Origin of the sequence: Aeromonas rivuli (assembly GCF_020149575.1) — a bacterium.
GTDB lineage: Bacteria > Pseudomonadota > Gammaproteobacteria > Enterobacterales > Aeromonadaceae > Aeromonas > Aeromonas rivuli.
In genome coordinates this window covers 4317501-4335854 of record NZ_CP079742.1, presented here as the reverse complement: position 1 = coordinate 4335854, position 18354 = coordinate 4317501, and the positions used below count along the sequence as shown (strand labels likewise).

Below are 18354 nucleotides of genomic sequence, written 5' to 3'. Positions count from 1 at the left end.
CGGGAACGGGGCTATGTCTGAACTGACTACAATCGCTCGCCCCTACGCCAAGGCTGCTTTCGAGTTTGCCGTTGAGCACAAGGCGGTTGACCAGTGGCTGGAGATGCTCGGTTTCGCGGCGCAAGTCGTGGAAAACGAGACAATCCACACCCTGGTAAACGGCTCTGTGGCTGCCGAAGAACTCGCAAACCTGTTTGTGAGTGTCTGCGGTGAGCAACTCGACGAGCATGGCCAGAACCTGATGCGGGTGATGGCTGAGAATGGTCGCTTGGGTGTGCTGCCGGCGGTCGTGACCGAATATGTACTGCTCAAGGCTGAACTCGACAAAGAGATTCAGGCTGAGGTCATTTCGGCCCATGTACTGACCGACCAGCAGAAGGCCGCTATTCAGGCTTCTCTGGAGCAACGTCTCGCACGCAAAGTGAAGCTGAATTGCAGCATGGATGCGTCCTTGATGGCCGGAGTGCTCATCAAGGCCGGAGATCTGGTTATCGACGGCACTGTCCGCGGTAAGCTGGATCGCATGGCCGACGCGCTGCAATCTTGATTGGGGTATTAGAGCATGCAACTGAATTCCACTGAAATCGCCGAGCTTATCAAGCAGCGCATCGCGCAGTTTGATGTTAAGAGCGAAGCGCGCAACGAAGGCACCATCGTCTCTGTGAGCGACGGTATCATTCGTATCCACGGTCTGGCCGATGCCATGCAGGGTGAAATGATCGAGCTGCCGGGTAACCGCTTCGCTCTGGCATTGAACCTGGAGCGTGACTCCGTTGGTGCCGTGGTCATGGGTCCCTACGCCGATCTGGCCGAAGGGATGAAAGTAAAAGGGACTGGCCGCATTCTGGAAGTGCCGGTTGGTCGTGGTCTGTTGGGCCGGGTGGTCAACACCCTGGGTCAGCCTATCGACGGTAAAGGTCCCATCGACAACGACGGCTTCTCGCCGATCGAAGTTATCGCTCCGGGCGTTATCGAGCGTAAGTCTGTTGACCAGCCTGTCCAGACCGGCCTGAAAGCCATCGATGCCATGATCCCTATCGGTCGTGGCCAGCGTGAGCTGATCATCGGTGACCGCCAGGTAGGTAAGACCGCCATCGCCATCGACACCATCATCAACCAGAAAGACTCTGGTATTAAGTGTGTGTACGTCGCGATCGGTCAGAAGGCCTCCACCATCGCCAACGTGGTGCGCAAGCTGGAAGAGCACGGTGCTCTGGCCAACACCATTGTGGTCGTAGCCTCTGCCTCCGAAGCCGCTGCCCTGCAGTACCTGGCGCCTTATGCCGGCTGCTCCATGGGTGAGTACTTCCGTGACCGCGGTGAAGACGCGCTCATCATTTATGATGACCTGTCTAAGCAAGCGGTGGCCTACCGTCAGATCTCCCTGCTGCTGCGCCGTCCGCCAGGACGCGAAGCTTACCCAGGCGACGTCTTCTATCTGCACTCCCGTCTGCTCGAGCGCGCTTCCCGCGTCAACGTCGAGTACGTCGAGAAGTTCACCAAGGGTGCTGTGACTGGCCGGACCGGTTCTTTGACCGCGCTGCCGATCATCGAAACCCAGGCCGGTGACGTGTCTGCGTTCGTTCCGACCAACGTGATCTCCATCACCGATGGTCAGATCTTCCTGACCACTCAGCTGTTCAACTCCGGTATTCGTCCGGCGGTTGACCCGGGTATCTCCGTATCCCGAGTGGGCGGCGCGGCTCAGACCAAGATCGTCAAGAAATTGTCCGGTGGTATCCGTACCGCTCTGGCCCAGTACCGCGAGCTGGCGGCCTTCGCCCAGTTCTCTTCCGATCTGGATGAGGCGACCCGCAAGCAGCTGGACCACGGCCAGAAGGTAACCGAGCTGATGAAGCAGCAGCAATACTCCCCGATGAGTGTGGCTGCCCAGGCTCTGGTGCTGTTCGCCGCCGAGAAGGGCTATCTCTCCGACGTCGAAATCGCCAAGGTTGTCGATTTCGAAGCCGCTCTGCTCTCCTACGCCAATACCCAGCACGCTGAGCTGATGGCAGACATCAACGCCACAGCCGACTACAACGACGCGATCGTTGGCAAGCTGACTGCGTTGCTGGATGACTTCAAAGCAACCCAGACCTGGTAAGCGAGTGTGGCAGCGCAAGCTGCCACCTGAAGGAGAGTAAGAGATGGCCGGCGCAAAAGAGATACGTACCAAGATCGGGAGTGTGAAGAACACTCAGAAGATCACCGGCGCTATGGAAATGGTGGCAGCAAGCAAGATGCGCCGTGCGCAGGAACGCATGTCTGCCAGCCGTCCGTACGCTGAAACCATGCGCAAGGTGATCGGCCATATCGCCCAGGGGAACTTGGAATACAAGCACCCCTACCTCATGGAACGTGAGGTCAAGCGAGTGGGTTACATCGTCGTCTCCACCGACCGTGGCCTGTGTGGGGGTCTGAACATCAACCTGTTCAAGGCTGCCCTCAATGAGATGAAGGACTGGAGCGCGAAAGGTGCCAAGGTTGACCTGGCACTGATCGGTAACAAGGCTTCCGGCTTCTTCCAGCGGCACGGTGCCAAGGTGCAAGCCCATGTCTCCGGACTGGGTGACAACCCGAGCATCAGTGACCTGATTGGTTCAGTCAAGGTCATGCTGAAGGCTTACGACAACGGTGAGATTGACCGTCTGTACCTGGTGTACAACAAGTTTGTAAACACCATGGTGCAACAACCCCGAGTCGATCAATTGCTGCCTTTGCCCGTAACAGAAGACAGCAAGCTCGCCAAGAAACACCATTGGGATTACCTCTATGAGCCGGATCCCAAACAGCTGCTGAACACCCTGCTGATTCGCTACGTCGAGTCCCAGGTGTACCAGGGCGTGGTGGAAAACTTGGCCAGCGAACAGGCAGCCCGAATGGTTGCCATGCAAGCCGCGACTGACAACGCCGGCAACCTGATTAACGATCTGCAACTGGTGTACAACAAGGCCCGTCAGGCCAGTATTACCCAGGAACTGACAGAGATCGTATCGGGCGCTGCTGCGGTGTAAGGCAAGGGTTATCAAAGATTTAGAGGATTTGACATGAGTAATGGTTTCATCGTCCAAATCATCGGCGCTGTAGTGGACATCGAGTTCCCGCAGAATGCCGTACCCAAGGTGTACGATGCGCTGTGCGTCGTCAGTGAAGGTCAAGGCCAGGGTCTGGTGCTGGAAGTTCAGCAGCAGATCGGTGGCGGTGTCGTGCGCTGCATCACCATGGGTTCCTCCGACGGTCTGCGTCGTGGGTTGGAAGTAGTTAATACCGGCAAGGCAATCCAGGTACCGGTTGGTACCTCGACCCTGGGTCGGATCATGAACGTACTGGGCGAACCCATCGATGAGAAGGGTCCGATCGGCGAAGAAGAGCGTTGGTCCATCCACCGCGAAGCCCCCAGCTACGAAGATCAGTCCAACAGCAACGATCTGCTGGAGACCGGCATCAAGGTTATCGACCTGGTTTGCCCGTTCGCCAAGGGTGGTAAAGTTGGTCTGTTCGGCGGCGCCGGTGTTGGCAAGACCGTCAACATGATGGAGCTGATCCGTAACATCGCGATCGAACACAGCGGCTACTCAGTCTTTGCCGGTGTGGGCGAGCGTACCCGTGAGGGTAACGACTTCTACCACGAGATGATGGAGTCCAACGTACTGGACAAAGTATCCCTGGTTTACGGTCAGATGAACGAGCCGCCCGGAAACCGTCTGCGCGTGGCGCTGACCGGTCTGACCATGGCCGAGAAGTTCCGTGACGAAGGTCGTGACGTGTTGTTCTTCGTGGATAACATCTACCGTTACACCTTGGCCGGTACCGAAGTATCTGCACTGCTGGGCCGTATGCCCTCCGCAGTAGGCTACCAGCCGACCCTGGCCGAGGAGATGGGTGTTCTGCAAGAACGTATCACCTCCACCCGGACCGGTTCCATCACCTCCGTACAGGCCGTTTACGTCCCTGCGGATGACTTGACCGACCCGTCCCCGGCGACCACCTTCGCCCACCTGGATGCGACCGTCGTTCTGTCCCGTCAGATCGCGGCACTGGGTATCTATCCGGCCGTTGACCCGCTGGACTCCACCTCCCGTCAGCTGGATCCGCTGGTGGTTGGCAAGGAGCACTACGACACCGCTCGTGGCGTTCAGACCGTACTGCAGCGCTACAAAGAGCTGAAAGACATCATCGCCATCCTGGGTATGGATGAACTGTCAGAAGAAGACAAACTGACCGTATCCCGTGCCCGTAAGATCGAGCGTTACTTGTCCCAGCCGTTCTTCGTGGCCGAAGTATTTACCGGTTCACCGGGCAAATACGTGCCGCTGAAAGAGACCATTCGTGGTTTCCAGGGCATCCTGAAAGGCGAGTATGACGATCTGCCTGAGCAGGCGTTCTACATGGTTGGCGGTATCGACGAAGTCGTCGAGAAAGCCAAGAAACTGTAAGCCTCGATAGGAGGACCCATGGCTGAGATATCCTTTCACCTGGATGTGGTGAGCGCAGAGGGCAAACTGTTTGCCGGCCGTGTTCAGACCGTACAGGTTTCAGGCTCCGAAGGTGAGCTGGGTATCCACCACGGTCACGCGCCGCTGCTGACTGCCATCAAGCCGGGCCTGGTCCGCTTGATCAAGCAGAATGGTGGCGAAGAGGTGATGTACGTTTCCGGCGGCATGCTGGAAGTACAACCCGAAGCCGTGACTGTGCTGGCCGATACCGCAATTCGTGCCGACGATCTGGATGAGGCGAAAGCCCAGGAAGCCAAGCGTCGTGCCGAGGAGCGGATCAACAGCTCCCATGGTGACATCGATTACGCCCAGGCCGCTACCGAGCTGGCCAAGGCGATGGCCCAACTGCGGGTTATCGATATCGTCAAAAAGAATTACCGTTAATAGCGGTGATGCAAAAAGCGACCTTCGGGTCGCTTTTTTTTTATCCGTTGGATAGACTCCGCCGAGCATTTCCTCAAGTTTCAAAGGCTGGCTATGTCTCTCAACGTCGTGATCCTGGCTGCGGGTAAAGGTACTCGCATGCGCTCCTCCTTGCCAAAAGTACTGCACCCTGTCGCCAACAAGCCCATGGTCTCCCATGTCATCGACACCGCTCGCCAGATAGGTGCCGAGCAACTGCACCTGGTCTATGGCCACGGCGCCGAGTTGCTCAAGGAGCGGATCGCCGCGCCGGATCTGAACTGGGTGCTGCAGGCCCAGCAGCTGGGCACCGGCCATGCGGTGGCCCAGGCGATCCCGTTCTGGCAAGACGAAGACGACGTACTGGTGCTGTACGGCGACACTCCGCTGATCCAGCCCGAGACCCTGCAACGACTGCTGGTCGCCAAGGCCGATGGCGGCATGGCGCTGCTGACCGTGGTGTTGGACAACCCGACCGGCTATGGCCGTATCGTCCGGGAAAACGGCCAGGTGGTCGGCATCATCGAGCAGAAGGATGCCAACGCCGAGCAGCTCGCCATCCGCGAAGTGAACACCGGCGTGCTGGTGGCCAAGGGGGCGCAGCTGCGCAGCTGGTTGTCCCGCCTGGACAACAAGAATGCCCAGGGCGAGTTCTATCTCACCGACGTGATTGCCATGGCCCATGGGGATGGTTGCCCCATCGCCGCCGTCCATCCGGACAGCGCCATGGAGGTGGAAGGGGCCAACAACCGGGTGCAGCTTGCGGCATTGGAGCGCAGCTATCAGCAGATGCAGGCCGAGAGGCTGATGATCGCCGGTGTGACCCTGATCGATCCGGCCCGCTTCGATTTGCGCGGCGAACTGGAGGTGGGTGAAGAGGTGGTGATCGACGTCAACGTCATCATCGAGGGCAAGGTCAAACTCGGCAATCATGTGCGCATCGGTGCGGGTTGCGTGCTGAAAGATTGCGAAATCGGCGATCACAGTGAAGTGAAACCCTACTCCGTCATCGAGGGGGCGCAGGTTGCTGACCAGTGCTCGGTCGGCCCCTTTGCCCGCCTGCGGCCCGGTGCCGTGCTGGAACAGGATGCTCATGTGGGCAACTTCGTCGAGATGAAGAAGTCCCGGCTCGGGGTTGGCTCCAAGTGTGGTCACCTGACCTATCTGGGAGACACCGAGGTGGGTGCCAGGGTGAACATCGGCGCCGGCACCATTACTTGCAATTATGATGGGGTGAACAAGTTCCAGACCATCATAGAGGATGACGTCTTCGTCGGCTCCGACACCCAGCTGGTGGCGCCGGTGCGCATCGGCAAGGGGGCGACCCTGGGGGCGGGCTCGACCATCACCAAGGACGTGGCAGAGCACGAACTGGTGATCACCCGGGTGCCCCAGCGCCATATCCAGAATTGGGCGCGTCCGGTCAAGAAGAAGTGATGCCCGATCAATCCCTATCCATGAAATAAAGGAAACCGGCGCCTTGTGGCGCCGGTTTTTTTATGGCCTGGACTCCGTGCTCTCCATGACCCTGTACCAGTCCAGCTTGCGGGTCAGCATCATGATCAGCGCCAGTATGGCAAACAGCAGCAGGGCGCCGAGCAGTAACGCGCTCTGCTCTGCTTGCAGCAGGCCATAGAGGGTGGCATAGACAACCCCCAGCAGGGCCGCGAAGCCGAGCCCTTGCTTCAGGCCCCCCAGCACATGGCTCAGGTAGAAGCCATTGAGCGCCACGCTGGCCAGCGCCGCCAGCAGGTAGGCGAGGGCGAAGCCCAGATGCTCGGTCAGCGCCAGCAGTAGCAGATAGAAGATGACCAGCCCCATGCCGACCAGGGCGTACTGGATGGGGTGGACCCTCAGCCCTTTGAGCAGCTCGAACATGAAGAAGCTGATGAAGGTGAGGCCGATGAACAGCAGGGCGTACTTGGCCGCTCGCTCGTTGAGTCGGTATTGATCCACAGACTGCACCAGACTGACGCTGAAGGCGGGCAGTGCTTGCTCCTTGCCACTCATGCTGCGCAAGAAGCGGGTCTCCATGTCGGTGGCGAACCAGCTGGTCTGCCAGTTGGCATTGAAACCCGCCTCATCCAGTTTGCGACTGCCCGGCAGGAAATCGCCGATGAAGTTGGGATGAGGCCAGTTGCCGGTCAGTTGCAACCTGCTCTCCCGACCGAGGGGCACCAGCTCCAGGCTGTTCATACCCTGCAGGTTCAGCTCGATATGAAACTCACCCTGTTCGCCCGGCAAGGCGTCGAGCGGCGCGTGAATACCCGCCTGATCCTCTCCCAGCAGGGCACCGGGGACGAAGGGGATGTGGCGCTCTCCCAGTTGCAGCACCGGGACGCTGTTGATGCCACGGGCGTCGGACAGCACCAGGCTCAGATAGGGTTTACCCGCCACCAGTGCCGGATCGGCACCGTCAACGCGCAGCTCCGGGTTGCTGGCCAGCAGTGCCTTGTCCGTCAGGGTATCGGGCAGGCGACCGGACAGGGTGATGGTGGTGTGGTAGATCTGCGCCTGGTAGATGCCGAGCTTGCGGGGGGTGACCACCATGTTGGCGCGCATATCCAGCTGTTCCGGCAGCAGGTAGCGATAGAGCCGCTCCTGACGCACGAAGCGCTTGCCATCCTGCTCCACGGTAACGGCGCGGCTATAGGGTTGTACCAGCACTGGCCCCAGCAGCCGCTGCGGGCCGCTGCTGCTGGCCATCATGCTGCCGATGGCCTGACGCTGATAGTGCTGGCGCTCGTGATTGAGATCCAGAATGGATTGTACCGGCAGCATCAGCAGCAGGCCGAGCAGCAGTAGCAGGAAGATCTTGTGGGTGACAATCTGTTTGACCATGACGGGCTCCTTGTTATCGCAAGCCAGTCTCCCCGGGCTGGATGAAGGGGAGATGAGCCCCTGTGAAGTGAGGGTGAAGGAGAGAGAAAAAACCGACCTCCGCTGAGGTGGGGGGTGGGAGCCTGATAGATGTGTTCGCCGGTTGCCTGCCCGAGGCTTGGCTCAGGGGTTAACCATGGCTGGGCAGCCAGAGTTCGGCCAGTACCCCGCCTTGCTGCTCGTTGTGCAACGTCAGGCTGCCTCCATGTTGGCGGGCCACCTCGGCGGCGAAGCTGAGCCCTATGCCGCTGCTCTTGGCGCCGTTTGGCCTGGGCAGGGAGTAGAAGCGCTCGAAGATGCGCGGCAGGGCGAAATCCGGGATGCCAGGCCCCTGATCCTTGACCCGGAAGCGGTAACCCTCCTGCACCGGTTCGCCCTCTATCACTAACAGGCCTCCGCTTGGGCTGAAGTCGAGGGCATTGTCGATCAGATTGCCCAGCGCCTGTCCCACCAGCAGTCGATCCCAGCGTTGTGGCTGGGCTGGTTTGAGGCTGTGGCTGAGGGTGATGCCGCGCCTGTCGGCCACTATCTGGCGCGCCGCCACCGCCCCTTCTCCCAGCTGCATCGGATCCACCGCCTGACGTTCACGTTCCTGGCCCGACTCGAGGCGAGCGAGCTGCAACATGCGCTCGATCAGCTGCTGCATCCGGGTCGACTCCTGATTGATATTGTTGATGAATCGAGTCGCGACCTCGGCAGGGGGCGCCTCCGCCAGCAGCTCTCCCGCCCCGCGAATGGCGGCCAGGGGGCTCTTGAGTTCATGGGTCAGGCTGTGAACGTACTGCTCTATGTAACGCTTGCCATCGAGCTGGCGGCGCATCGTCTCGAGGGAACGCCCCAACCTGTCCAGCTCCAGACTGTATAGATGGGGCAACTGGGCCGGCTCCCCCTGGCTGACCGCCTGGGCGTAGCTTTCCAGCTTGCGGATGGAACGGTTGAGCCACCACACCAGCAGAGCGCCGATGAGCAGGGCGATGAATAGCATGAGGGCGGCAGCCTGCAATAGCTGGCGCTCACCACGCTCTATCATCGGCAGCAGGGTGTGATTGGGTTTGGCGACGGTGAGGGAGCCCAGTATCTTATTCCCTTCGCGCAGCGGCGCCGCCACGTGCATGACCGAGCTGGTGGGATCGTCCGGGTCGCTGCGGGTGCTGCGGGCACCATATTGACCGCGCAGGGTCAGGTGGACGTCGTTCCAGCGGGAGTAGTCTTTGCCCAGATCCTGGCCAGAGGAGTCGTAGATAACGCTGCCATTAGCATCAACAACATAGATGCGATACTCGGCCTGCTGCTTGAGGTGGCCGTCGATCAGGGCATTGATGGGGCTCTGGTTGAGGCGAGTGAAGGCATGGGCCAGTCGCCCATTGGCCATCTTGCCATCCTGCAAATCGTCCAGCGCCAGGGGGGCCAGTATCTGGGCCATGTCGACCAGGGTATCTTCGGCGGCGCTGCGCACCCCGGGCTTGATCTCCTCGACGAAGATCTCCAGTACAAACCAGGCGGCCAGGGCGAAGATGAGCAGCAGCCCGGCCAGCAGTTGCAGTCCAATCCTCATATCCGTCCCTGACGGCAAGCTAGTTGCCGTTCTATTGTGCTCATGGCAGATCCCGGTGGTCGGGCTGTTGCCGTTCAATGGTCATATTTCGTGTCTCATATTGCATGCCAGCCCAGGCTGCGCGGCAGTTGCAGTCCCATGCACATCGGTCATGCCAGCTCCAGGCTGTAACCCAGCCCCCTGTGGGTCAGGATCAGATTGGCATCGGGATCCCGCTCCCGCAGCTTGGCCCTCAGGGTCTTGATATGGGTATCGACGGTGCGATCCAGGCTATCTTCGGCCCCGCTCCACACCCGATCCATCAACTGCTGGCGGGAGTAAACCCGGCCCGGCGCCTGCATCAGCGTCTTGAGCAGCAGGTATTCATAGCGGGTGAGGCTCAGGGGTTGACCGTGGAAACAAATGCGGGCCCGCTCCTCATCCAGCAGCAAACCACTGGCCTGTGAGGGGGGCTGCCGCTCGCTGCGGCGCAAGATGGTGCGTACCCTGGCACAGACCTCCCGGGGCGAGAACGGCTTGGCCACATAGTCATCGGCGCCAATCTCCAGCCCGATCAAGCGGTCTATCTCCTCGCTGCGGGCGGTGAGGAACATCAGCGGGGTGTCGCTGTGCGCCCGCACCCGCTTGCACAGCTCGAAGCCATTGATGTCGGGCAGACCCACATCCAGGATCAGGAAGTCAGGTTGCGTCTGTTCCAGTCGCGCCAACATGGTCTCGCCCAGGTTGAACCAGATCACCTCGAACCCCTCGGTCTGCAGGGCATAGATCAGGGTGTCGGCGATGTTGGCTTCGTCTTCTACCAACCATATCAATCTCTTGTGCATGGGATCCTCTCACTCTCTGCCGGTCTATTTTGGCAGTTAAGTGATGGGGATCCTATTTTGTCCGCTTGTTTTTCCCGCAAAGCTTGCTAATATCCCGCCATTCTTTCGAATCGAAACTTAACGATGACAAAACGAAACACTCAACAGCGCCGCCACACCATAGTGACCCTGGTGCAAGAGCAGGGCGAAGTGAGCGTCGATACCCTGGCCAAGCACTTCTCCACCTCGGAAGTGACCATCCGCAAGGATCTGGCGGTGCTGGAAACCGGCGGTCTGCTGCTGCGTCGTTATGGGGGCGCCGTGCCGCTACCGAGCGAGATGGTCGTGACGGATAACCCGGAACAAGTTTCGAAGCGAAAGCTGGCCATCGCCCGTGCGGCTGCTGACCGGATCCGCGATCACAATCGCATCATCATCGACAGCGGCAGCACCACCAGCGCCATGATCCCCATGCTGGGCAACAAGCGTGGCCTCATCGTCATGACCAACTCCCTCAATGTGGCGGGTGCCCTGCGCGAGCTGGAGAACGAACCCACCCTGCTGATGACCGGCGGCACCTGGGATCCCCACTCCGAGTCCTTTCAGGGCCAGGTGGCGGAGCAGGTGTTGCGCTCCTATGACTTCGACCAGCTGTTCATCGGCGCCGATGGCATAGATCCCGAGCGGGGCACCACCACCTTCAACGAGCTGGTGGGCCTGTCCCGGGTGATGGCCGAGGTGTCGCGGGAGGTGATCGTCATGGTCGAGTCAGAAAAAATAGGCCGCAAGATCCCCAACCTGGAGTTGCCCTGGGCGCAAATCCATACCCTGGTGACGGACGAAGACTTGGCCGACGAGACCCGGCAACTACTCGAATCCAAAGGGGTGACGCTGATCTGCGCCCCCCTCGCAGGCTGACGCTCGCCTGCTCATCCCATTGTTAACAAGTCAATTTTAAGGAGAAGTCTATGTGTGGCATCGTCGGGGCAGTCGCCCAACGTGATGTGGCTGAAATTCTGGTGGAAGGCCTGCGCCGTCTCGAGTATCGCGGTTATGACTCCGCCGGTGTAGCCGTGTTCAGCAGCGAGCACCCGTTGCAACGGGTGCGCCGTCTGGGCAAGGTGGCCGAGCTGGCCAAGGCGCTGGACGAACAGTCCGTCCATGGCGGTACCGGCATCGCCCACACCCGCTGGGCGACCCACGGCGAGCCCTCCGAGCGCAATGCCCACCCCCATGTTTCCGAGCATATCGTTGTGGTGCACAATGGCATCATCGAGAACCACGAAGAGCTGCGGGCCGAGTTGCAGGGGCTGGGCTATGAGTTCAGTTCAGACACCGACACCGAGGTGATCGCCCATCTGGTGCACCACGAACTGAAATCCGCCCCCAGCCTGCTGGTTGCCATGCAAGTCGCGGTGAAGCAGCTGCGCGGCGCCTACGGCACAGTGGTGATGGACAGCCGTGACGACAGCCGTGTGGTGGTGGCCCGCTCCGGCTCCCCGCTGGTGATAGGTCGCGGCATCGGCGAGAACTTCATCGCCTCCGATCAGATGGCCCTGCTGCCGGTGACCCGTCGTTTCATCTTCCTGGAAGAGGGTGACGTGGCCGAGGTGACCCGCCGTGACGTGCACATCTTCGATACCCAGGGCAACGCCGTGGTGCGCGAGGAGCTGGAATCCGAGCTCTCCCACGATGCCGGTGACAAGGGCGAGTACCGCCACTACATGCTCAAAGAGATCTACGAGCAGCCCAAGGCCATTACCAACACCCTGGAAGGGCGGCTGGGCAGCGATCATGTGGTGGTCGAGTCGTTCGGCAATGGCGCCCGCGCCATCTTCGACCAGGTCGAGCACATCCAGATCATCGCCTGCGGCACCTCCTACAACTCCGGTATGGTGGCCCGCTACTGGTTCGAAGAGATCGCCGGGGTGTCGTGCGACGTGGAGATCGCCTCCGAATTCCGCTATCGCAAGTCGGTGGTGCGCCCCAACAGCCTGCTGGTGACCCTCTCCCAGAGCGGCGAGACCGCCGATACCCTGGCGGCCCTGCGTCTGGCCAAGGAGTCCGGCTACATGAGCTCCCTGGCGATCTGCAACGTACCGGGTTCCTCCCTGGTGCGGGAATCGGATCTCGCCTTCATGACCCGGGCCGGTACCGAGATTGGCGTAGCCTCCACCAAGGCCTTCACCACCCAGTTGGCCGGTCTGCTGATGCTGGTGACCGCCATCGGTCATTGCCGTGGCAACCTGAGTGCCGCCGCCGAGGCCGAGCTGGTCAAGGCGCTGAAGACCCTGCCGCAGCGCATCAAGGAGAGTCTGGCGCTGGCCAAGGAGATCGAAACCCTGGCCGAAGAGTTTGCCGACAAGCACCACAGCCTGTTCCTGGGTCGCGGCAGCCAATACCCCATTGCCATGGAAGGGGCGCTCAAGCTCAAGGAGATCTCCTACATCCATGCCGAAGCCTATGCGGCCGGTGAGCTGAAGCACGGCCCGCTGGCGCTGGTGGATGCCGAGATGCCCATCATAGTGGTGGCGCCGAACAACGATCTGCTGGAGAAGCTCAAGTCCAACGTCGAAGAGGTGCGCGCTCGTGGCGGCATTCTCTATGTGTTCGCCGATGCGGCCGCCGGTTTCAAGAGTGACCAGACCATGCGGGTGATGAACCTCAGCCATGTCGAGGAGGCGATCGCCCCCATCGTCTACACGGTGCCCTTGCAGCTGCTCTCCTATCACGTCGCCCTCATCAAGGGCACGGACGTGGATCAGCCGCGCAACCTGGCCAAGTCGGTTACGGTTGAATAAGCCAAAGATGATCCCATGAAAAAGAGCCGCAAATGCGGCTCTTTTTGTTGCTGCTGAACAGATTACGACAGCCGCAGGTTGGTGATGGTCACATCGGTCAGGGAGGGCACAATGATGCCGCTGGAGATCCCCTTGGCGATGGCCTGACTGCGGTTCTTGGAGTCCGTCTTGTTGGTCACCTGATTGAGGTGGAAATTGACGGTCCGTTCGCTGATGCCGAGTATGGTGGCTATCTCCCAGGAGGTCTTGCCCTCGCTGGCCCAGAACAGGCACTCCTTCTCCCGGTCCGACAGCTCGGTCAGATACTTCATCAGATCCGGTCTGGCCTTGATGAGGGTCAGGGCCGAGTTGAAGATGTAGCTGGCACAGAAGGAGAGCATAGGCACGTTGTCGAACATCAGCTCGGAATCGGATTTTTCCTTGGTAATAAAGGAGAGGATGCCGTGTTCACCCTGCGGGGTGTGCAGCGGAAAGGAGACACCGTTACGAACGCCGAAGTCGGCGGCCAGGTTCATCACTTCCTGACTGGCGCTGGGTAGCCAGGGAGAGGTGCAATCGAGCTGATTCCAGAAGATGGGCTGAGTCTGTTTGAGGCCAAGATGCACCACAGGATCCTGAGTCAGGAACTGTTTTTCCGTATAGGCATTGAACCAGCTGGTTGGGCAATTATTGAACAGAGCGACGTGGGATTTTTGCATGCTGATGGGAAAAATAATCAGCAAACGAAAATAATCGAAGCCCATCTGGTGGCTGAAACGTTCCAGAAGCTGCTGGATGTCGCTTGTTTTCTTGGCCCTGGTAAACCTGTCTATGTGTTCCCATATGGCGTCGTTAAACATCTTTCTCTCCTTTTTCGATCCCTATCTTGCTGATCGAAAAGATATTTTTTAGTTATAAATGTGGTGTTGCTTCTACCAACGCCAGTACATCCCGTGTTTGTCTAAAAATTATCCTGTTTTTTTCCCCCTAGGCCAAGGACTGATGTCGATTGCTACTGGTCCCATGATTTGAAATAATGAGAATAGTTATCATTGATAAGATCTATTTCATGAACAAGTTATGGTGTCTGGCCCTGTTGCCATTATCGATCTCCTTGTCAGTTTCTGCCGATGAACTGGTCAAGCCTGCTCTCAAGGCGAGTATTGCCGCCGGGCAAGCATCCCAGCTGCGGGTGGAGAAAGCGGCCGATGCCGCCCTCGCCGCTCGCCAGGAGTTGCAGAATGCCGAATTGCAACTGCGCGACCTCGAGGCTTACAACAGCTATATGCAGTCTCTGGTCGCCGATCAGCGCAAGGAGCTGACTCGCCTCAATACCCAGCTCGGCGCGGTGGAAGAGACCCGTCAGGGCCTTATCCCCCTGATGCTGAAGATGCAGAGCGACCTGGCGTCGCTGGTGCAAGATGACATTCCCCTGCGCAAGGAGGAGCGGTTATCACGGGTGCAGGGGTTGAAAGCGACCCTGGCGCGCAGCGACGTGAGCGAGGCGGAGAAATTTCGCCAACTGTTGCAGGCCTATCAGATCGAGGCCGAATACGGTAACCGGCTCGATGCCTATTCGGCCGAGTTGACCCTGGATGGCACGCCGCGCCGGGTCGAGGTGTTGGCCGTGGGCCGGGTGGCCCTGCTCGCCATGACGGCGGATCACAGCCTGGCCTGGCGCTGGTCGGCACAACAGAAAACATGGCTGGCGCTGGATGAACAGTGGCTGAGCCCGCTCGGCGAGGCATTCGCCATGGCAAAAGAGAAGGGCGTCCCCCAGTTGTTGCAACTGCCGCTCTCCGTGGCCCTGCAGGAGACCCAGTCATGAGACAACTTCCCCTTCTTGTCGCTCTGACACTGGGCATGATGCAGCCAGCGTTGGCCAATGAAGACTGGCAGGCACAGGAGCAGGCCCGCGAACAACAAGCGAGTCAGGATCTTGGTGAGGTCAGCAAGACCCTGGCGAGCGCCCGTGCCCGGCTGAGTGCCGCCCAGCAGCAGAGCAAGCAGCTGGCGAGTGAATTTGCCGACAACGAGAAAAAGCTGGGTGAATTGAAATCCCAGTGGCAGCAAGCGGCCAGTGACATGGACGAGGTCTTTGCCGTGGCCCGCCAGGGAGCAAACGACGCGACCAGGTTGCTCGGTGGCTCGGCGCTTCAGGGTCAATATGGCGATCGCTTGCAACCCTTGCAGCAGATGAGCAAGGAGCAGGATGTGCCGGACCGCACCGCCCTGGCTCAACTGCCAAGTCTACTGATGCAAGAGATCACCGGATCGGGCCAGATTGCCCGCTTCGACGCCAATGTGCTGGATGGCCAGGGTGCCGCCAGCCGCCAGCCGGTGACCCGCATCGGCAGCTTCATGTTGCTGGGGAAAGAGGGGTTGCTCCAGGTGGAAGCCGATGGCCTGACCCCTGTGCTCGGTCTGCCAGCCAGTCTCAATCGTGCCGCCCATGCATACCAGGGTCAGGAGGGCGAGGCCGTACCGCTCGATCCCTCCCATGGCGTCCTGCTTGCCATGCAGGCCCAGGCCCCTGGTTTCTGGCAGCAGCTGCAGCAGGGCGGAAAAGTGGGCGCCATCATCATATTGCTGGCCCTGATCGGCCTGGGCATCGCCGCGGTGCGGCTGTGGAGCCTCTCTCGCGAGCTGGGCCGGGTGCGTCGTCAGCTGGCCAGCGGTGACTATCATGCGGACAACGCCCTCGGCCGGGTTCTGCTGGTCGCGGACAAGCACCCGGAGATCGCCATGGAGACCCTGGAGCTAAGGCTGGATGAGGCCATCTTGCAGGAGACGCCGCGCCTCGAGCGGGGTCTGGGCATGGTCAAGGTGATCGCCGCCCTGGCGCCCATGCTGGGTCTGCTCGGCACGGTGACCGGCATGATTGGCACCTTCCAGGCCATCACCCAGTTCGGTACCGGCGATCCCAAGATCATGGCCGGTGGCATCTCGATGGCGCTGATCACCACCGTCATGGGGCTGGTGGCAGCCATACCGCTCATCCTCTCCCATAGCTTGCTGCAGTCGCGCTTCGTCGAGCTCTCCAATGTGTTGGAGCAGCAAGTGGCCGGCATATTGGCCGAGCGTGCCGAAGGCGAAATACGGGAAGGGCGTGCGGCATGATGCTCGACATCTGGCATCAGTTGCAGAGCTTCATGGGCCGAGGTGGCCCTGTGCTCTGGGTCATACTGGCCATGCTGGCGCTGATGTGGATCCTGATCATTGAGCGGTTGCTGTATCTCAATCTGGGCTATGGCGTATTGCAGCGCCGTCTGCAAGCCGACTGGCAGGCCAGAGCGGAACAAAGCAGCTGGCATGCCCGCGCCATCCGTGGTCGCTGGCTGGCTCAGGCCGAGCTGGAGCTCGGTCGCCATCTGATCATCATCCGCACCCTGGTCGTGCTCTGCCCCATGTTGGGGCTGCTTGGCACAGTGACCGGCATGATAGGGGTGTTCGACACCCTGGCGGCAGCCAACCGTTTTAATCCAGAGAGCATGGCCGGCGGCATCTCCCGCGCCACCATACCTACCATGGCGGGCATGGTCGTTGCCTTGCTCGGCGTATTGTTACTCAGTCGTCTCGACAGCAAGGCCAAACGGGCCTTGGCACAAACCCGGGACGGACTGCGCGAAGAGAAGGTATTACCATGAGACGCCAATCCAAGCGCGTGCGTGATGAAGTGCAGATAGACATGACCCCCATGCTCGACATCGTCTTCATCATGTTGATCTTCTTTATAGTGACCACCTCTTTCGTGCGTGAAGCCGGGCTCGAGGTCAATCGTCCCCAAGCGAGCAATGCCAAGGCCCAGAAGTCCTCCAGCATCATGTTGGCCATCGGTGAACAGGGTCAGATCTACCTGGATCGCAAGCCGGTAGACATAGAGCGGGTGCAAGCCAGCCTGGCGCGCATGTTGGCCGAACAGCCCGAGGCCAGCCTGGTGATCCAGGCTGACGAGCGTGTGCCCCATGGCAAGGTGGTGAGGGTGATGGATGAGGCCAAGGCCGCCGGGATCGCCAGCATAGCGGTAGCGGTGTCTGCCCCATGAAGTTCAAGCTGATGAGCCTGGGGCTGGGTCTGCTGCTCAGCCTGGGGATATTGCTGTTCATGGCCGCCCTGGTCGAGCCACCCCAGGAGCGCAGCCAGCGCGATGAACAGGATCCTATCGTCATCCGGATGCAGACGGAGCAGAGCGAGGTCGCGCAGCGAGAGCGCCCTGTCCCGCCGAAACCCGAGCCTCTGCCCGAACCCCCGGCCGCTCTCTCCCTGAGCCCCATGCCCACCCCGGTAACGCCGCCTCTGCCTTCGGTACAACCCAGCCTGGATCTGGTGGCTGATCTGAGTCCGGTGCAGGTTGCCGCCCCCGGTGTACTGGCCGCGCCAGCACCGGCTGCCGTGGCAGCGGGGAATCCCCATGGTCAGCTGGGCGGTGTTGGCAGCAGTGACATCTTGACCCCGCTGCAGCGCATCGAGCCTGCCTACCCCTACCGGGCGCAACAGGCTGGTATAGAGGGTTTCGTGACGCTGAGCTTCGCGGTCGATGCCCAGGGACGGGTACAGGATGTGACCGTGGTCGAGGCCAAACCCAGGCGTCAGTTCGAGCGAGCCGCCATCCAGGCGGTGAGCAAGTGGCGTTATCAGCCAAGACCCGGGGCGAGTGACAAGTTGCCCCAGGTGATCACCCTCAAGTTCAAGTTGGAGTCATGACTATGTTGCGGATCTGGATCTGCCTGTTGGCCCTGGTGAGCGCCGGCAGTTGGGCCATGGAGGTGAGCCCGCTCTTCTCCCGCCAGCTGGCCCCCGTGCTCAAGCTCTATCAGTCCGGCCAGTTCCAGCAGGCCCAGAGCCGGGCCCGCGACCTGAAACCAGGCTCAGAGGCTGAGCAGGCCTGGTTGGCTCAGCTCAATGCCTCCCTGGCTGCCAACTTGCAACAGACGGCCCAGGCGAGCCGCTATGTGGAGCAGGCACTGACCTATAAAGAGTGGCCGGAGCAACAACGGCTCCAGCTGCTGCGCCTGCATGGCGATATTCAAGCTCAGCAATCCAATTGGCGTGGCGCCATTGCCAGCTACCAGGCCGTGCTTGCCAAGCAGCCAAGTGACGAGCTCAGGTTGCGCCTGGCGGGTCTCTACTACCACAACAAACAGTACGCAGAGGCGGTTAGCCAGAGCGATCAGCTGCTCAAGAAGGGGTGGCAAAAACCGGTGGCCCTGATCCGGCTCTCGGCCCTGACTGCCTTGCAGCGTTATCCCCAGGCGGCCGACCAGGCCAGCGAGCTGATCCGCCGTGAGCCGACCGAGCAACGCTGGTGGCAACAGGCCGTGGCCCTCAATCTTTCCGCCAAACGGGGCGAGCAGGCCCTGGCGTTGCTGCAAACAGCCATAGACCGCAAGCTGATGGATGATGTGGATACCAGGAGTCAACTGATCCGCTTGTATGCC

General features: G+C 60.4%; 18 protein-coding genes (1 of these 18 cut by a window edge). 14 read left to right on the top strand and 4 right to left on the bottom strand.

The window, feature by feature from the left end:
* The first annotated feature begins 13 nt into the window (after positions 1-13).
* From atpH to glmU, 6 genes are all read left to right on the top strand, one after another.
* The gene (gene atpH, locus KYK33_RS19990; RefSeq protein WP_042044018.1) at positions 14-547 is read left to right on the top strand and encodes a F0F1 ATP synthase subunit delta; all 534 of its coding nucleotides are present in this window, start codon (positions 14-16) and stop codon (positions 545-547) included.
* A 15-nt stretch (positions 548-562) separates the two neighbouring features.
* A complete protein-coding gene (gene atpA, locus KYK33_RS19985; protein WP_042044019.1) occupies positions 563-2104 on the top strand; it encodes a F0F1 ATP synthase subunit alpha in 1542 nt (513 codons plus the stop codon).
* A gap of 43 nt (positions 2105-2147) precedes the next feature.
* Positions 2148-3014 (top strand): F0F1 ATP synthase subunit gamma, encoded by an 867-nt coding sequence (atpG, locus tag KYK33_RS19980; protein ID WP_224431636.1) that lies wholly within the window; start codon positions 2148-2150, stop codon positions 3012-3014.
* A gap of 33 nt (positions 3015-3047) precedes the next feature.
* The gene (atpD, locus tag KYK33_RS19975) at positions 3048-4436 is read left to right on the top strand and encodes a F0F1 ATP synthase subunit beta (protein WP_042044021.1); all 1389 of its coding nucleotides are present in this window, start codon (positions 3048-3050) and stop codon (positions 4434-4436) included.
* A gap of 18 nt (positions 4437-4454) precedes the next feature.
* Positions 4455-4880, top strand: coding sequence for a F0F1 ATP synthase subunit epsilon (locus tag KYK33_RS19970; RefSeq protein WP_005893194.1), 426 nt, complete (start codon positions 4455-4457; stop codon positions 4878-4880).
* Positions 4881-4973: 93 nt separating this feature from the next.
* Positions 4974-6335: a bifunctional UDP-N-acetylglucosamine diphosphorylase/glucosamine-1-phosphate N-acetyltransferase GlmU gene (gene glmU, locus KYK33_RS19965; protein ID WP_224431635.1), complete on the top strand. Its 1362-nt coding sequence runs from the start codon at positions 4974-4976 to the stop codon at positions 6333-6335.
* Positions 6336-6395: 60 nt separating this feature from the next.
* Here the strand turns inward: glmU and creD are convergent, their stop codons facing one another.
* The 3 genes from creD to blrA all read right to left on the bottom strand — a co-directional run bounded on the left by creD (position 6396) and on the right by blrA (position 10157).
* A complete protein-coding gene (gene creD / locus KYK33_RS19960) occupies positions 6396-7739 on the bottom strand; it encodes a cell envelope integrity protein CreD (RefSeq protein WP_224431634.1) in 1344 nt (447 codons plus the stop codon).
* A 169-nt stretch (positions 7740-7908) separates the two neighbouring features.
* A complete protein-coding gene (blrB, locus tag KYK33_RS19955; protein ID WP_224431633.1) occupies positions 7909-9333 on the bottom strand; it encodes a beta-lactam sensor histidine kinase BlrB in 1425 nt (474 codons plus the stop codon).
* Between the two features lie 149 nt (positions 9334-9482).
* Positions 9483-10157 carry a beta-lactam response regulator transcription factor BlrA gene (gene blrA / locus KYK33_RS19950; RefSeq protein WP_224431632.1) on the bottom strand — a complete coding sequence of 225 codons (675 nt, stop codon included), beginning with the start codon at positions 10155-10157 and terminating at the stop codon, positions 9483-9485.
* Between the two features lie 123 nt (positions 10158-10280).
* Between blrA and KYK33_RS19945 the strand changes: the two genes are divergently transcribed.
* Positions 10281-11054 (top strand): DeoR/GlpR family DNA-binding transcription regulator, encoded by a 774-nt coding sequence (locus KYK33_RS19945; protein WP_224431631.1) that lies wholly within the window; start codon positions 10281-10283, stop codon positions 11052-11054.
* A 50-nt stretch (positions 11055-11104) separates the two neighbouring features.
* Positions 11105-12937 carry a glutamine--fructose-6-phosphate transaminase (isomerizing) gene (gene glmS / locus KYK33_RS19940; RefSeq protein ID WP_042044027.1) on the top strand — a complete coding sequence of 611 codons (1833 nt, stop codon included), beginning with the start codon at positions 11105-11107 and terminating at the stop codon, positions 12935-12937.
* A gap of 62 nt (positions 12938-12999) precedes the next feature.
* Here the strand turns inward: glmS and KYK33_RS19935 are convergent, their stop codons facing one another.
* Positions 13000-13776 (bottom strand): helix-turn-helix transcriptional regulator, encoded by a 777-nt coding sequence (locus KYK33_RS19935; RefSeq protein ID WP_224431630.1) that lies wholly within the window; start codon positions 13774-13776, stop codon positions 13000-13002.
* Between the two features lie 209 nt (positions 13777-13985).
* Between KYK33_RS19935 and KYK33_RS19930 the strand changes: the two genes are divergently transcribed.
* The 6 genes in view from KYK33_RS19930 to KYK33_RS19905 are tightly spaced (at most 2 nt apart) and all read left to right on the top strand, a layout consistent with a single transcriptional unit that may run on beyond the window.
* Positions 13986-14744: a DUF3450 domain-containing protein gene (locus KYK33_RS19930; RefSeq protein WP_224431629.1), complete on the top strand. Its 759-nt coding sequence runs from the start codon at positions 13986-13988 to the stop codon at positions 14742-14744.
* Positions 14741-16036 (top strand): MotA/TolQ/ExbB proton channel family protein, encoded by a 1296-nt coding sequence (locus KYK33_RS19925; RefSeq protein WP_224431628.1) that lies wholly within the window; start codon positions 14741-14743, stop codon positions 16034-16036. The genes KYK33_RS19930 and KYK33_RS19925 overlap by 4 nt, the downstream gene beginning before the upstream one ends.
* Entirely contained in the window at positions 16033-16563 is a 531-nt protein-coding gene (locus KYK33_RS19920) for a MotA/TolQ/ExbB proton channel family protein (RefSeq protein ID WP_224431627.1), read from the top strand. Before KYK33_RS19925 ends, KYK33_RS19920 begins: the two co-directional genes overlap by 4 nt.
* Positions 16560-16961, top strand: coding sequence for an ExbD/TolR family protein (locus KYK33_RS19915; protein ID WP_224431626.1), 402 nt, complete (start codon positions 16560-16562; stop codon positions 16959-16961). The genes KYK33_RS19920 and KYK33_RS19915 overlap by 4 nt, the downstream gene beginning before the upstream one ends.
* Positions 16958-17620, top strand: a complete 663-nt coding sequence (locus KYK33_RS19910) for an energy transducer TonB (RefSeq protein WP_224431625.1) — start codon at positions 16958-16960, stop codon at positions 17618-17620. The genes KYK33_RS19915 and KYK33_RS19910 overlap by 4 nt, the downstream gene beginning before the upstream one ends.
* 2 nt (positions 17621-17622) lie before the next feature.
* On the top strand, positions 17623-18354 hold the 5' portion of the coding sequence (locus tag KYK33_RS19905; protein ID WP_224431624.1) for a tetratricopeptide repeat protein. It continues 453 nt past the right edge of the window; the window shows 732 of its 1185 coding nt (coding positions 1-732); its start codon is at positions 17623-17625; its stop codon lies off the right edge, out of view.